Source organism: Pseudomonas sp. RA_35y_Pfl2_P32, from assembly GCF_963970735.1.
Classification (GTDB): domain Bacteria; phylum Pseudomonadota; class Gammaproteobacteria; order Pseudomonadales; family Pseudomonadaceae; genus Aquipseudomonas.
The window spans coordinates 42,217-57,140 of the sequence record NZ_CAXAQF010000023.1; the positions used below are offsets into that span (position 1 = coordinate 42,217).

General features: G+C 58.3%; 11 protein-coding genes. 1 reads left to right on the forward strand and 10 read right to left on the reverse strand.

Annotated elements, in window-relative coordinates; all coding sequences use genetic code 11:
* Positions 1-134: 134 nt before the first annotated feature.
* From lpdA to sdhC, 7 genes are all read right to left on the reverse strand, one after another.
* Positions 135-1,571 (reverse strand): dihydrolipoyl dehydrogenase, encoded by a 1,437-nt coding sequence (gene lpdA / locus AACY45_RS21965; RefSeq protein WP_339547357.1) that lies wholly within the window; start codon positions 1,569-1,571, stop codon positions 135-137.
* 99 nt (positions 1,572-1,670) lie between these two features.
* The gene (gene odhB / locus AACY45_RS21970; protein ID WP_339547358.1) at positions 1,671-2,888 is read right to left on the reverse strand and encodes a 2-oxoglutarate dehydrogenase complex dihydrolipoyllysine-residue succinyltransferase; all 1,218 of its coding nucleotides are present in this window, start codon (positions 2,886-2,888) and stop codon (positions 1,671-1,673) included.
* Positions 2,889-2,930: 42 nt separating this feature from the next.
* On the reverse strand, positions 2,931-5,762 hold the full coding sequence (locus AACY45_RS21975) for a 2-oxoglutarate dehydrogenase E1 component (RefSeq protein ID WP_339547359.1): 2,832 nt from the start codon (positions 5,760-5,762) through the stop codon (positions 2,931-2,933).
* 262 nt (positions 5,763-6,024) lie between these two features.
* Positions 6,025-6,729: a succinate dehydrogenase iron-sulfur subunit gene (locus tag AACY45_RS21980; protein WP_046032887.1), complete on the reverse strand. Its 705-nt coding sequence runs from the start codon at positions 6,727-6,729 to the stop codon at positions 6,025-6,027.
* 11 nt (positions 6,730-6,740) lie between these two features.
* On the reverse strand, positions 6,741-8,513 hold the full coding sequence (gene sdhA, locus AACY45_RS21985) for a succinate dehydrogenase flavoprotein subunit (RefSeq protein ID WP_339547360.1): 1,773 nt from the start codon (positions 8,511-8,513) through the stop codon (positions 6,741-6,743).
* 3 nt (positions 8,514-8,516) lie between these two features.
* Positions 8,517-8,885 (reverse strand): succinate dehydrogenase, hydrophobic membrane anchor protein, encoded by a 369-nt coding sequence (sdhD, locus tag AACY45_RS21990; protein WP_003446906.1) that lies wholly within the window; start codon positions 8,883-8,885, stop codon positions 8,517-8,519.
* The gene (gene sdhC / locus AACY45_RS21995) at positions 8,879-9,253 is read right to left on the reverse strand and encodes a succinate dehydrogenase, cytochrome b556 subunit (protein WP_095167532.1); all 375 of its coding nucleotides are present in this window, start codon (positions 9,251-9,253) and stop codon (positions 8,879-8,881) included. The genes sdhD and sdhC overlap by 7 nt, the downstream gene beginning before the upstream one ends.
* Positions 9,254-9,615: 362 nt before the next feature.
* On the opposite strand from sdhC, the gene gltA reads away from it, so the two are divergent.
* On the forward strand, positions 9,616-10,905 hold the full coding sequence (gltA, locus tag AACY45_RS22000) for a citrate synthase (RefSeq protein ID WP_339547361.1): 1,290 nt from the start codon (positions 9,616-9,618) through the stop codon (positions 10,903-10,905).
* 936 nt (positions 10,906-11,841) lie between these two features.
* Here the strand turns inward: gltA and AACY45_RS22005 are convergent.
* The 3 genes from AACY45_RS22005 to AACY45_RS22015 form a co-directional block, all read right to left on the reverse strand.
* Positions 11,842-13,500, reverse strand: a complete 1,659-nt coding sequence (locus tag AACY45_RS22005) for a cation acetate symporter (protein WP_339547362.1) — start codon at positions 13,498-13,500, stop codon at positions 11,842-11,844.
* The gene (locus tag AACY45_RS22010; RefSeq protein WP_339547363.1) at positions 13,497-13,808 is read right to left on the reverse strand and encodes a DUF485 domain-containing protein; all 312 of its coding nucleotides are present in this window, start codon (positions 13,806-13,808) and stop codon (positions 13,497-13,499) included. Before AACY45_RS22010 ends, AACY45_RS22005 begins: the two co-directional genes overlap by 4 nt.
* A gap of 218 nt (positions 13,809-14,026) precedes the next feature.
* Positions 14,027-14,875, reverse strand: coding sequence for a glycine betaine ABC transporter substrate-binding protein (locus AACY45_RS22015; RefSeq protein WP_339547364.1), 849 nt, complete (start codon positions 14,873-14,875; stop codon positions 14,027-14,029).
* Positions 14,876-14,924: the final 49 nt, after the last annotated feature.

Consider the following 14,924-nt stretch of genomic DNA (forward strand, 5'->3'; position numbering starts at 1 on the left):
CTGTGGAGTGCCGCACCACCTGTGACTGCTGCTTGCGTAGCAGGGCTACGCAAGGCTGCGTCCAGCGGATATTCCGCGGTGAGTCTTGCATGCAAGGCTCACGACGGGCCATACCGCCGTGGTTTCTTATTGTCTTAACGCTTCTTGCGGTTGGCGATGTGAATGGCGCCGCCATTCACTGCCAGAGCTGCTTCGTGCAAGGCTTCGGACAGGGTCGGATGGGAGAAGACCATCATGCCCAGGTCTTCAGCGCTGGTGCCGAATTCCATGCCGATTGCGCCCTGCTGAACCAGTTCTGCGGCGCTCGGGCCAATCACGTGGACGCCCAATACGCGGTCAGTCTTGGCATCGGCGATCACTTTGACGAAACCGCCGGTATCGTTGGCTGCCATGGCACGGCCACTGGCTGCGAACGGGAAAGTGCCGACGTTAACTTCAACGCCTTCAGCTTTCAAGGCCTGCTCGGTTTTACCGACCCATGCAATTTCCGGGTGAGTATAAATAACCGAAGGGATCAAATCATAGTTCATCTGGGCTTTGTGGCCCTTGATGCGCTCGACGACCATGATGCCCTCTTCCGAGGCCTTGTGCGCCAGCATCATGCCGCGAACCACGTCGCCGATGGCGTAGACACCCGGCACGGTGGTCGCGCAGTGATCGTCAACGTGCACAAAACCGCGCTCGTCGAGGGTCACGCCGCAGTCAGCCGCCAGCAGATCAGTGGTCACCGGACGGCGACCAACGGCTACGATCAGCTTGTCGAAGGTAATGGTCTGTTCGCCATTGGCGTCGGTGTAGGTCACAACCACTTCTGCGCCGTTGACCTTGGAACCGGTTACGCGAGCGCCCAGCTTGATGTCCAGACCTTGTTTGGTCAGGGTTTTCAGTGCTTCCTTGGAAACGGCGGTGTCGGCAGCCATCAGGAAGGTGTCCAGGGCTTCCAGGACAGTCACTTCAGCGCCCAGGCGCGACCATACCGAACCCAGTTCCAGGCCGATCACGCCAGCGCCGATCACGCCCAGACGTTTTGGCACGGCCTGGAATTCCAGGGCACCGGTCGAATCGACGATCACGTTCTGGTCAACCGGAGCCGGTGGAATGTCGATCGGACGCGAACCTGGAGCCAGGATCACGTTCTCGGCTTCGATGATTTCTACCGAACCGTCAGGCTTGGTGACTTCGACTTTCTTGCCAGCCAGCAGTTTGCCGTGGCCCTGGATCGAGGTCACGCCGTTGGCCTTGAACAGGGTGGCAACACCCGAGGTCAGGCCTTTGACGATGTTGGCTTTGCGGCCAACCATGGCTGGAACGTCCATGGTCACGCCAGCGTGGTTGATACCGTGGATCGCGAAGCCGTCTTGTGCTTCGTGGAACTTCCAGGAGCTGTCCAGCAGTGCCTTGGATGGAATGCAGCCGACGTTCAGGCAAGTACCGCCCAGAGCCAGCTTGCCTTCCTTGTCGGTGTACTTCTCGATGCAGGCCGTCGAAAGACCCAGCTGAGCGGCCTTGATGGCTGCTACATAGCCGCCAGGGCCGGCACCGATCACTACTACGTCAAATTTCTGCGACATTGAAAAAAATCCTCTTTAGCGAAAAGCCTGAAGCCGCGAGCCACAAGCCAAACTGCCGTCAACCAGCAGCTTGAAGCCTGCAGCTCGCGGCTGCTTCGATCAGATATCCAGCAACAGACGAGCCGGGTCTTCCAGCAGGTTCTTGATGGTCACCAGGAAAGTCACAGCTTCTTTGCCATCGATCAGACGGTGATCGTAGGACAGAGCCAGGTACATCATCGGACGGATTACCACTTGACCGTTGATCGCCATGGGACGCTGCAGAATGTTGTGCATGCCCAGGATCGCTGCTTGCGGCGGGTTGACGATCGGGGTCGACATCATCGAACCGAAAGTACCACCGTTGGTGATGGTGAACGTACCACCGGTCATTTCGTCCATCGACAGTTTGCCGTCACGGGCCTTCTTGCCGAAGGTGGCGATGCCGCCTTCGATTTCAGCCAGGCTCATCAGTTCGGCATTACGCAGAACCGGAACCACCAGACCGCGGTCGCTGGAAACAGCAACACCAACGTCGGCGTAGCCGTGGTAAACGATGTCTGCACCGTCGATCGAAGCGTTGACAGCCGGGAAGCGTTTCAGCGCTTCGGTAGCCGCTTTCACGAAGAACGACATGAAGCCCAGGCGTACGCCATTGTGGGACTTCTCGAACAGATCCTTGTACTTCGAACGCAGGGCCATGACTTCGGTCATGTCGACTTCGTTGAACGTAGTCAGCATTGCCATGTTCGATTGGGCTTCAACCAGGCGCTTGGCCACGGTGGCCCGCACGCGGGTCATCGGAACGCGCTTCTCGATGCGGTCGCCAGCAGCGAACACAGGAGCAGCGGCAGCCGGAGCAGCGGCCTTGGCAGGCGCGGCAGCCGGAGCGGCTTTCTTGGCAGCAACGGCTGCAACCACGTCTTCCTTGGTCACACGACCGCCCTTGCCAGTGCCGGCAACGGAAGCAACGTTGATGCCGTTCTCTTCAGCCAGCTTGCGCGCGGCTGGAGCGGCAACAGGATCGTCTTCGCCAGCAGCAGCCGGTGCAGCTGCTTGTGCGGCGGCGGCAGGCGCTGCGGCAGGCGCGGCAGCAACGCCGCCCGCTTCGATGGAGCCCAGGACTTCGTCGGACAGAACGGTGTCGCCTTCGTTCTTGACGATAGCGCCCAGTACGCCGTCAGCGGTAGCCAACACTTCCAGTACGACTTTATCGGTCTCGATGTCGACGATCAGCTCGTCGCGCTTGACCGCGTCGCCCGGTTGTTTGTGCCAGGTGGCAACGGTGCCATCGGCAACCGATTCCGGGAAAGTGGGGGCTTTGATCTCGATAGCCATTGTCTGTGGTTCCTTAAATTCGGTTTCAGGTGCGCGAAGGCGTTAAACAGTAAAGGCGTCTTGCAGCAGTTTTTCCTGCTGCTCAGCGTGCATCGATGCATAACCACAAGCCGGTGCAGCGGAAGCCTCACGACCGGCGTACTCGAGGACGAGTGCCTTGTTGTGATTGCCAACGATGCGACGCATGTGGTGCTGGCTGCAGTACCAGGCACCCTGGTTCATCGGCTCTTCCTGACACCAAACGATATGCTTGAGGTTGGTGTAAGGCGCCAGGACTTCGTTCAAGTCGTCCTCAGGGAATGGGTACAGCTGCTCGATACGCACGACGGCGATATCGTCACGGCCTTCGGCACGGCGTTTTTCCAGCAGGTCGTAGTAGACCTTGCCGCTACACAGGACAACGCGCTCGACCTTTTTCGGGTCTTGGGCGTCGATTTCCGCGATAACGGTCTGGAACGAACCTTCGGCCAGGTCTTCCAGGGTCGAGATGGCCAGCTTGTGACGCAGCAGCGACTTCGGCGTCAGGACTACCAATGGCTTGCGCAGCGGGCGAATCACCTGACGGCGCAGCAAGTGGTAGATCTGGGCTGGCGTCGTCGGCATGCACACCTGAATGTTGTGCTCGGCGCACAGCTGCAGGTAACGCTCCAGACGAGCCGAGGAGTGCTCAGGGCCCTGACCTTCATAACCGTGCGGCAGCAGCATGGTCAAACCGCACAGACGGCCCCACTTGTGCTCGCCACTGGTGATGAACTGGTCGATAACAACCTGGGCACCGTTGGCGAAGTCGCCGAACTGGGCTTCCCAGATCACCAGCGCGTCAGGCGTGGTGGTCGAGTAACCGTATTCGAACGCCAGTACAGCTTCCTCGGAGAGGAACGAATCGTACAGGTCGAAACGTGGCTGGCCTTCGTACAGGTTCTGCAGCGGGATGTAGGTCCCCGCGTCTTTCTGGTTGTGCAAGACAGCGTGACGGTGCGAGAACGTACCGCGACCGATGTCCTGACCCGTCATGCGGATCGGATGACCTTCGAACGCCAGGGTCGCGTACGCCATGGTTTCGGCGTAACCCCAGTTGATCGGCAGGCCGCCGGCTTGCATCTTCTGACGGTCTTCGTAGATTTTCGCAACCTGGCGCTGAACCACGAAGCCTTCTGGAATTTCCAGCAGCTTGGCGGACAGTTCCTGCAGGGTCTTGAGGTCGAAGCGAGTGTCGTGACGCGCAGTCCAGGCATGGCCCAGATACGGACGCCAGTCCACGAACAGCTCTTTGTTCGGCTCTTTGACCAGGCTTTTTACAACATGCAGGCCGTTGTCCAGTGCGTTGCGGTATTCGTCGATTTTCGACTGCACACGCTCTGCATCCAGCACGCCGCTTTGAGTCAGGCGATCGGCATACAGCTCACGGGTGGTGCGCTGTTTGGTGATCTGCTGATACATGATCGGCTGGGTGCCGCTTGGCTCGTCGGCCTCGTTGTGGCCGCGACGACGGTAGCAGACCAGGTCGATCACCACGTCACGCTTGAACTGCATGCGATAGTCGATGGCCAGCTGGGTCACGAACAATACGGCTTCCGGATCATCACCATTCACATGGAGGATCGGCGCCTGGATCATTTTCGCAACGTCGGTAGCGTACTCGGTGGAACGCGAGTCCAGCGGGTTGCTGATGGTGAAACCGACCTGGTTGTTGATCACGATGTGCACGGTGCCGCCGGTCTTGAAACCGCGGGTCTGCGACATCTGGAAGGTTTCCATCACCACGCCCTGACCGGCGAATGCCGCATCGCCGTGGATGGAGATTGGCAGAACCTTCTCACCGGTAGGGTCGTTGCGACGATCCTGGCGGGCGCGAACCGAACCCTCGACCACCGGGGAAACGATTTCCAGGTGGGACGGGTTGAACGCCATGGCCAGGTGAACTTCACCGCCGGTGGTCATTACGTTGGACGAGAAACCCTGGTGATATTTAACGTCACCGGAACCCAGCTCAACCTTCTTCTTGCCTTCGAACTCATCGAACAGCTCGCGCGGGTTCTTGCCGAAGGTGTTGACCAGCACGTTCAGACGGCCACGGTGGGCCATGCCAATGACGATTTCCTTGGTGCCGTAGGAACCGGAACGCTGGATCAGCTCGTCGAGCATCGGGATCAGGCTTTCGCCGCCTTCCAGACCGAAACGCTTGGTGCCCGGGTATTTGGTGCCCAGGTATTTTTCCAGGCCTTCACCGGCGGTCACGCGCTCGAGCAGGTGGCCCTTGATGTCCGCGGAATACGTCGGACGGCCACGCACGCTTTCCAGACGCTGCTGGAACCACTGGCGCTGCTCGGAATCGGTGATGTGCGTAAACTCAGCGCCGATGGTGCGGCAATATGTCTGCTGCAACGCTTCGTGAATTTCGCGTAGGCTCGCTTCCTCTTTGCCGATGAACAGGTCGCCGGCACGGAAGGTCGTATCAAGATCGGCATTGGTCAAGCCGTAATGATTGATCGACAGGTCTGCAGGTGCTGGACGCTGCCACAACCCCAGCGGGTCAAGCTGGGCTGCCTGGTGGCCACGCATACGGTAGGCCTGGATCAATCGCAGCACTTCAACTTGCTTCTTCTCGTGCTCACTGCTCACGCTGCCGGCGGAAACCGGTTGGGCGCGGCGCTGGTTCTTTGCCAGCAGCACAAAATGGTCGCGAATCGTGGAGTGCGAAACATCGATGGCAGAGTTGCCGTCTGTTGGCAACTTCTGAAAGTAGGTGCGCCACTCTTCTGGCACAGCGTTAGGGTCGTGCAGGTAGAGCTCGTAGAGCTCTTCCACATAGGCAGCGTTACTACCGGATAGGTAGGCGCTGTTCCACATGCGCTGCATCACGCTTTCTTGCATGCTTGGTCACCCTCGGTTAGGGGAACACCATCGGCGAAGACACCGAGCGAGCTTGCAGAAGTCCGAGTGCAGCGACCAAAACAAGCCACTTAGGATCACGCTGATAGTCCGGGTACCAGCCCGGATGCCCCTGCTTGTCTCATTTCTTCAAAATAAGAGCTGCAGCTTTATGGGCTACTGCTCTGGTTATAGCCAGGGCGCGGGTTGAAGCCCGCGCCTTGGCCTCTACGGGTACAGCGGTCCTACGGGTACAACAGCTGAATCACACGCCGCTTTGCAGAAGCATGTTACGAATGTGACCGATGGCCTTAGTCGGGTTCAGGCCTTTCGGACAAACGTTGACGCAGTTCATGATGCCGCGGCAGCGGAATACGCTGAACGGATCATCCAACGAAGCCAGACGCTCGGACGTCTTGGTGTCGCGGCTGTCTGCCAGGAAGCGGTAGGCTTGCAGCAGAGCAGCTGGACCCAGGAACTTGTCCGGGTTCCACCAGAAGGACGGGCACGAGGTCGAGCAGCAAGCGCACAGGATGCACTCGTACAGACCGTCGAGCTTTTCACGCTCTTCAGGGGATTGCAGACGCTCGATGGCCGGAGCCGGCGTATCGTTCTGCAGGTAAGGCTTCACCTTCTCGTATTGCTTGTAGAAGATGCTCATATCGACGACCAGGTCACGGATAACCGGCAAACCTGGCAGAGGACGAACGATCAACTTGTTACCTTTTACGACAGCGGACAGCGGCGTAACGCACGCCAGGCCGTTTTTGCCGTTGATGTTCATGCCGTCGGAACCGCAAACACCTTCACGGCAAGAGCGACGATAGGAGAAACCCTCGTCCTGCTCTTTGATCAGGGCCAGCACGTCCAGCACCATCAGGTCTTTACCACCGGTATCGACCGAAAATTCCTGCATGAACGGCGCAGCGTCCTGATCAGGGTTGTAACGATAAACGCTGACTTTCAACATGGCGGCCACCCTTAATAAGTCCGAATCTTAGGTTCAAAAGTCGGAACAGTCTTCGGCGAGAAGTTCACAGCACGCTTGGTCACGCGCTTGTCACCCGGGAAGTAGAGGGTGTGGCACAGCCAGTTTTCGTCGTCACGGTCTTCGAAGTCTTCACGGGCGTGCGCACCACGGGACTCTTTACGTACTTCTGCAGCGATGGCGGTGGCTTCAGCCACTTCCAGCAGGTTCTGCAGTTCCAGCGCTTCGATCCGCGCAGTGTTGAACGCCTGCGACTTGTCGCTGATCTTGACGTTGGCGATACGCACGCGCAGGTCTGCCAACTGGGCAATACCCTTCTGCATGTATTCGCCGGTACGGAATACACCGAAGTAGTTCTGCATGCAGCTTTGCAGCTCACGACGCAGGGTTGCCACGTCTTCGCCATCAGTGCGCTCGTTCAGAGCGGACAGACGCGCCAGGGCAGCTTCGATGTTGGCGTCGGTGGCGTCGTCGTATTCAATGCCATCGGTCAGTGCTTTTTCCAGGTGCAGGCCGGCAGCGCGGCCGAATACCACCAGGTCGAGCAGCGAGTTGCCGCCCAGGCGGTTGGCACCGTGAACCGATACGCACGCCACTTCACCCACAGCGAACAGACCAGGAATGATCTGATCCACGCCTTCGTCGTTCTGGGTGATCGCCTGGCCGTGAATGTTGGTGGCAACGCCGCCCATCATGTAGTGGCAAGTCGGAACAACCGGAACCGGAGCAACAACCGGGTCAACGTGGGCAAAGGTCTTCGACAGTTCGCAGATGCCTGGCAGACGGCTGTGCAGCACTTCCTCGCCCAGGTGGTCGAGTTTGAGCATTACGTGGTCGCCATTCGGACCGCAACCGTTGCCGGCGATGATTTCCTTAACCATCGAGCGAGCAACCACGTCACGACCGGCAAGGTCCTTGGCGTTCGGAGCATAACGCTCCATGAAACGCTCGCCGTGCTTGTTGATCAGGTAACCACCTTCACCACGGCAACCTTCGGTGACCAGTACACCGGCGCCGGCGATGCCGGTCGGGTGGAACTGCCACATTTCGATGTCTTGTACCGGAACGCCAGCACGCAGCGCCATACCAACGCCGTCACCGGTGTTGATCAGGGCGTTGGTGGTGGACGCGTAGATACGACCCGCACCGCCGGTAGCCAGAACGGTAGCCTTGGCACGGATGTAGGTGGTTTCGCCGGTTTCGATGCAGATCGCGATAACGCCGACGAACTCGCCTTGAGCGTTTTTCACCAGATCAACAGCGTAGTACTCGTTCAGGAACGTGGTACCGGCTTTCAGGTTGCCCTGATAAAGGGTATGCAGCAGCGCGTGACCGGTACGGTCGGAAGCGGCGCATGTACGGGCAGCCTGCCCGCCTTTGCCGTAATCCTTGGACTGACCACCGAATGGACGCTGGTAGATACGACCTTGTTCGGTACGGGAGAACGGCAGACCCATGTGGTCCAGCTCAAACACCGCGGCCGGGCCTTCCTGACACATGTATTCGATCGCGTCCTGGTCACCGATGTAGTCGGAACCCTTGACGGTATCGTACATGTGCCAGCGCCAGTCATCGTTCGGATCCGCAGAAGCGATAGCGCAGGTGATACCACCCTGGGCCGATACCGTGTGCGAACGCGTCGGGAAAACCTTGGTGATCACGGCAGTCTTGTGACCGCCTTGTGCCAGTTGCAGCGCTGCGCGCATGCCAGCACCGCCGCCACCAATAATGATGGCGTCGAAAGAAATCGTTGGAATGTTAGCCATGAATCAGATACCCCAGAGAATCTGCACACCCCAGACGAAGTAAGCGAACATCGCAACGCCGCATACTGCCTGGAAAAGGAAACGTACTGCAGTCGCGGACTTGCCCAGCGCCATTGGCGTCAGGTAGTCGGTCGCGATGGTCCACATGCCGACCCAGGCGTGAGCGCCCAGGGCCACCAGGGCCAACAGACTGAAGATACGCATCCAGTTGCTTGCGAACAGCTCGTGCCATTGGGCGTAGCCAATGCCAGGGTTCGCAACGAGGTACCCGATCAGGAAGATGAAATAAGCCGCGAGAACGACCGCAGACACACGTTGTGCCATCCAGTCATAGAGGCCCGAACGCGAAAGGTTCGTAACGCTGGTTACCATATCCAAACTCCTGCCAGAACGATCAACACCACGGAAACCGCGATGATAATTTTCGAGCCCAGGCGGCCGCCTTCCAGCGTCTCACCGATGCCCATGTCCATGATCAAGTGGCGCACACCGGCTACCAAGTGATACAGCAGAGCGGACAGGAGGCCCCATGCTACGAACTTGGCCAGCGGGCTGGTCAAGCATGCCTTCACCTCGGCGAAACCTTCCTCGGAACCCAGGGATTTGCCCAATGCATACAGCATGAAGCCAAGGCCCAGGAAGAGAATGATGCCGGAAACACGGTGAAGAAACGACGTAACGCCGGTGATGGGGAGTTTGATGGTCCTTAGGTCTAGGTTTACAGGTCGTTGGCTATTCACGGCTTTTTTTCACACTGAAGAGCCCCTAACAATCAGGGCAAAGTTGTTGGGGAGTGCACTGGTCAGGTAACCACCACCCAGGGATGCGACCCCCATCAAAACAGGCCCAAAAGCCCTTGGCGGTCGGCTGCCGAGTATAGACAGTTAGGTTACTAATGACAACGCAAACACCTTCCCCTAATAGCTGATTGCACAAGCGGGATAAAAGGCGTAAATGGCAGGCAATTTCGAGGAAAAAGTATGGTTAAAGCCTTCTGGGGCAAGACTTTAGGCAAATTGACATTCGAATTTATCTCACTATAGTGGTGCGGGCCCTGCGTGGGGGGTCTGTCTGATGATTTCAAGCATAAATAGGAGGCCACATGGCTGACAAAAAAGCGCAGTTGATCATCGAGGGCGCAGCCCCCGTCGAGCTGCCCATTTTAACCGGCACCGTTGGTCCCGATGTTATCGACGTCCGGGGCCTGACCGCCACGGGCCGCTTCACCTTTGACCCAGGTTTCATGTCGACCGCCTCTTGCGAGTCGAAGATTACCTATATTGACGGCGATAACGGCATCCTGCTGCACCGCGGCTACCCGATCGAACAACTGGCTGAAAAGTCGGACTACCTGGAAACCTGCTACCTGCTGCTCAACGGCGAACTGCCGACTGCAGAGCAGAAGGCCCAGTTCGTCGGCACCGTGAAGAACCACACCATGGTTCACGAGCAACTGAAGACCTTCTTCAACGGCTTCCGTCGCGACGCCCACCCGATGGCCGTCATGTGCGGCGTAGTCGGCGCCCTGTCGGCCTTCTACCACGACTCCCTGGACATCAATAACCCGCAGCATCGCGAAATCTCCGCGATCCGCCTGGTTGCCAAGATGCCAACCCTGGCAGCGATGGTTTACAAGTACTCCATGGGTCAACCCATGATGTACCCGCGCAACGACCTGTCGTACGCGGAAAACTTCCTGCACATGATGTTCAACACCCCGTGCGAGATCAAACCGATCAGCCCGGTACTCGCCAAGGCCATGGACCGGATCTTCATCCTCCACGCCGACCACGAGCAGAACGCGTCGACCTCCACCGTCCGCCTGGCAGGCTCCTCGGGTGCCAACCCGTTCGCCTGTATCGCTGCCGGTATCGCCGCACTCTGGGGCCCAGCTCACGGCGGCGCCAACGAAGCAGTGCTGACCATGCTCGACGAAATTGGCGATGTCTCGAACATCGACACGTTCATCGCCAAGGCCAAGGACAAGAACGATCCGTTCAAACTGATGGGCTTCGGCCACCGCGTCTACAAGAACCGCGACCCGCGTGCCACCGTCATGAAACAGACCTGCGACGAAGTGTTGAAGGAACTGGGCATCCAGAACGATCCGCAACTCGAACTGGCCATGCGCCTGGAAGAGATCGCCCTGACCGACCCGTACTTCATCGAACGCTCGCTGTACCCGAACGTCGACTTCTACTCGGGGATCATCCTCAAGGCGATCGGCATTCCAACCAGCATGTTCACCGTGATCTTCGCCCTGGCGCGGACCGTAGGCTGGATCTCCCACTGGAAAGAAATGCTCTCCAGCCCGTACAAGATTGGCCGCCCGCGCCAGCTGTACACCGGCTACGAGTCGCGTGACATTACCAAGCTGGAAGACCGCAAATAAGATTTGTCTTGCGATGATGTCTTAAGTTGCACCGGAAACGGCCTCTATGTGAATGGAGGCCGTTTTTGTTTGTGTGGGGTTTGGGTTTGGGTGTATATCCATTGCTGCGGTAACGACTTACTACGGCTCCGCCCTTACGGCGGGTCACTTTTTCCAGACGCCGAAAAAGTAACCAAAAAGGCTTCCTCCTGACGTACGGCACTTCGCTAAGGCTCAGTGTTCCCTCGCTACGGTGCCCATCCGGGGGCATCGCCTCCGGTTTGCTTCGCTGCACCTCCTCTCGATGTATGCGGCTACGCCGCACAGCGCTACGCGCCTCCCCCGGATGAACACCTCCGCTCGGCCTGCCGATGGGGCAGAAGATCAAAAGCAGCGTCTAAAGCCAAAGCCAAATCAAAAGCTCGCAGCCTTGCGCAACTCCCACAGCTGACCACATCAAGAAAATGGTCGGCTGACAGGCCGCCGCCGCGAGCAAGCTCAGCGCCTACGAAAATCAAGAATCAAATGTGCCGTGCTTCTCACCACTCAACAGGATGAGCGTTAGCTCGGCTGCAGCTCTTGATCTGCAGGCCCGTCGGCAGGCTGAGTGGAGGGATTTATCAGGGGGAAGGAGCGAAGCGACGTTCGACGCAGTCGAACACATCGAGAGGAGGTGCAGCGAAGCAAACCGGAGGCGATGCCCCCGGATGAATCCCGGAGCGAAGGAACTCCGAGCCCCAGCGAGGAGCCGTACGTCAGGGCAAAGCCTTTTTGGTTACTTTTTCGGCGTCTGGAAAAAGTGACCCGCCGTAAGGGCGGAACCCTAGAGCAGCCGTTACCGCAGCAACGGATATACACCCAATCAAAAAAACACACCGACGTCCGATAACCGCCAAAAAAAATGCCCCGATCTCTCAACCGGGGCATTCAGCACAACATTACAAAACCATCAAACCATCAATGCGAAACCGCCCCGCTCGCCCCCAGCCCAGTCTGCGACCGAACAAACTGCGGGAAGAACAGCGCCCGCTCATTGTCCGCCGCTGCCGACTTGTCAGTGATCGAGAAGAACCAGATCCCGACAAACGCAATAATCATCGAGAACAACGCCGGGTACTCATAAGGGAAGATCGCCGTCTCATGATGCAGAATCTGCACCCAGATGGTTGGCCCAAGCACCATCAGCCCCACTGCACTGACCAGCCCCAACCAGCCACCAATCATCGCCCCACGAGTCGTCAGCTTCTTCCAGTACATGGAAAGCAGCAGCACCGGGAAGTTGCAGCTGGCCGCAATCGAGAACGCCAGGCCCACCATGAACGCAATGTTCTGGCTTTCAAACAGAATACCCAAGCCAATCGCCAGTACCGCCAACGCGATAGTGGTGATCTTCGAGACACGGATCTCGTCCTTCTCGTTGGCCTTGCCCTTCTTGATCACACTGGCATACAGGTCATGGGACACCGCCGAAGCACCGGCCAGCGTCAGACCCGCCACCACCGCCAGAATGGTCGCGAACGCCACTGCCGAGATGAAGCCGAGGAAGATGCTGCCGCCCACCGCATTGGCCAGGTGCACCGCCGCCATGTTGTTGCCGCCCAGCAGAGCGCCGGCCGCATCCTTGAATGCAGGATTGGTGCTGACCAGCAGGATCGCGCCAAAGCCGATGATGAAGGTCAGGATGTAGAAGTACCCAATGAAGCCGGTAGCGTACAGCACGCTCTTGCGCGCCTCTTTGGCGTCACTCACGGTGAAGAAGCGCATCAGGATGTGCGGCAGGCCCGCGGTACCGAACATCAGCGCCAGACCCAAGGAGAATGCCGAGATCGGATCCTTCACCAGGCCGCCCGGGCTCATGATCGCCTCACCTTTAGGGTGAACCTTGATCGCCTCGGAGAACAGCATGTTGAAGTCGAAGTTGACGTGCTTCATCACCATCAGCGCCATGAACGAGGCACCGGACAGCAGCAGCACCGCCTTGATGATCTGCACCCAGGTAGTCGCCAGCATGCCGCCGAACAGCACGTACATACACATCAGCACACCGACCAGAATCACCGCAACGTGGTAGTCCAGGCCGAACAGCAGCTGGATCAACTTGCCAGCACCGACCATCTGCGCAATCAGGTAGAACGCCACCACCACCAGCGAACCGCAGGCAGACAGGGTGCGGATCTGGGTTTGCCCAAGGCGGTAGGACGCCACGTCGGCAAACGTGTACTTACCCAGGTTACGCAGACGCTCGGCGATCAGGAACAGAATGATTGGCCAGCCCACCAGGAAGCCGATCGAGTAGATCAGGCCGTCGTAGCCGGAGGTGAACACCAGCGCGGAAATCCCCAGGAAGGACGCTGCCGACATGTAGTCGCCGGCAATCGCCAGACCGTTCTGAAAGCCGGTGATCTTGCCGCCCGCCGCATAGTAGTCGGCCGCCGAGTTGTTTTTCTTCGAGGCCCAGTAAGTGATGCACAACGTCGCGCCGACAAAGGCCACGAACATCAGGATTGCTGGAATGTTCAGCGGCTGTTTGGCCACGGCACCGGTCAGGGCGTCAGCCGCCCAGGCACCCGGCGCGAACGCTGCAACGCTCAATAGAGCCAATAGACGCCGGATCATTGCTTGGCCTCCTTCAGAATTGCATTGTTCAGATCGTCGAACTCGCCGTTGGCGCGTCGCACATAGATAGCGGTCAGGATGAAGGCCGACACAATCAGCCCCACGCCAATCGGAATGCCCCAGGTGATCGACGACTCAGGGCTGATTTTTGCCCCCAGTAGATGCGGCCCGTAAGCGATCAGAAGAATGAATCCGGAGTACAGCCCAAGCATGATCGCCGAGAGAATCCAGGCGAACTTTTCTCGTTTGCGAACCAGCTCCTTGAAGCGCGGGCTGTTTTGAATCGAGAGGTAAATGCTGTCGTTCATTGTTTTTATCCTCGCAGCACAGCTATTAGTTGGAACGTTATCCACTCTATGCGGCTCAAGGAGAGGTTCCAGACGACCTTAGTCTTAGAGCCAAGTGTCGCTTTCGCCAATTTACCCCGGACATAAAAACCACTGCTTTGACGCCAGAAACACAAAGGCCCGCTTGGCAAACATGCCAAACGGGCCTGGAAGATGCTGACTAGACGCGTCGAATCAAATCATTTGATCCACTCGGCGACACGCTCGGGGTGCTTCGCGACCCAATCCTTGGCCGCAGCGTCAGGCTTGGCACCATCCTGAATTGCCAACATCACCTCACCAATTTCGTCTTTCGAAGCCCATTGGAAGTTGTGCAGGAACTTGGCCACTTCCGGCGCCTTGGCTTCCAGGCCTTTACTGCCGATGCTGTTAACGGTTTCCGCCGCACCGTACACGCCTTTTGGATCTTCAAGGAAACGCAGTTTCCATTTGGCAAACATCCAGTGCGGCACCCAACCGGTCACGGCAATGGAATCTTTCTTGTCTTCGGCACGGGTCAGTTCGGCAATCATTGCGGCGCCCGAACTGGCTTGCAGTTTGTAGTCCAGGCCGTAGTCCTTGATCGCCTGGTCGGTCTTGAGCATCACCCCTGACCCGGCATCGATGCCAACGATCTTGTTCTTGAAGGTGGTGTCGGTCTTGAGGTCGGCAATAGAGACCGCCTTGACGTACTCCGGCACGATCAGGCCGATTTTCGCGTCCTTGAAGTTGGGACCGTAGTCGACCACCTTGTCCTTGTTCTTGGTCCAGTACTCACCATGGGTCACTGGCAACCAGGCCGAGAGCATGGCGTCGAGTTTGCCGGTGGCCACACCCTGCCACATGATCCCGGTCGCCACGGCCTGCAGCTTCACGTCGTAGCCCAGCTTCTGCTTGATGACTTCCGCCGCCACATGGGTGGTCGCCACGCTGTCGGACCAACCGTCGACATAGCCGATGCTCAGGGTTTTGCTGTCGGCAACAGCCAGAGTGGAGCCCATCGCCAGTGCCAGAACGGCACCGGCACCTAAGAGTCGTCGCATCTTCATCGTTACTTCCCCGAAAGTGCTGCGCCCGACGGATGCCGAGCGGCGTCAA

Coding starts and splice junctions, on each gene's coding strand:
- lpdA (WP_339547357.1), bottom strand. CDS start 1,571: ATGTCGCAGAAATTTGACGTAGTAGTGATCGGTGCCGGCCCTGGCGGC.
- odhB (WP_339547358.1), bottom strand. CDS start 2,888: ATGGCTATCGAGATCAAAGCCCCCACTTTCCCGGAATCGGTTGCCGAT.
- AACY45_RS21975 (WP_339547359.1), bottom strand. CDS start 5,762: ATGCAAGAAAGCGTGATGCAGCGCATGTGGAACAGCGCCTACCTATCC.
- AACY45_RS21980 (WP_046032887.1), bottom strand. CDS start 6,729: ATGTTGAAAGTCAGCGTTTATCGTTACAACCCTGATCAGGACGCTGCG.
- sdhA (WP_339547360.1), bottom strand. CDS start 8,513: ATGGCTAACATTCCAACGATTTCTTTCGACGCCATCATTATTGGTGGC.
- sdhD (WP_003446906.1), bottom strand. CDS start 8,885: ATGGTAACCAGCGTTACGAACCTTTCGCGTTCGGGCCTCTATGACTGG.
- gltA (WP_339547361.1), top strand. CDS start 9,616: ATGGCTGACAAAAAAGCGCAGTTGATCATCGAGGGCGCAGCCCCCGTC.
- AACY45_RS22005 (WP_339547362.1), bottom strand. CDS start 13,500: ATGATCCGGCGTCTATTGGCTCTATTGAGCGTTGCAGCGTTCGCGCCG.
- AACY45_RS22010 (WP_339547363.1), bottom strand. CDS start 13,808: ATGAACGACAGCATTTACCTCTCGATTCAAAACAGCCCGCGCTTCAAG.
- AACY45_RS22015 (WP_339547364.1), bottom strand. CDS start 14,875: ATGAAGATGCGACGACTCTTAGGTGCCGGTGCCGTTCTGGCACTGGCG.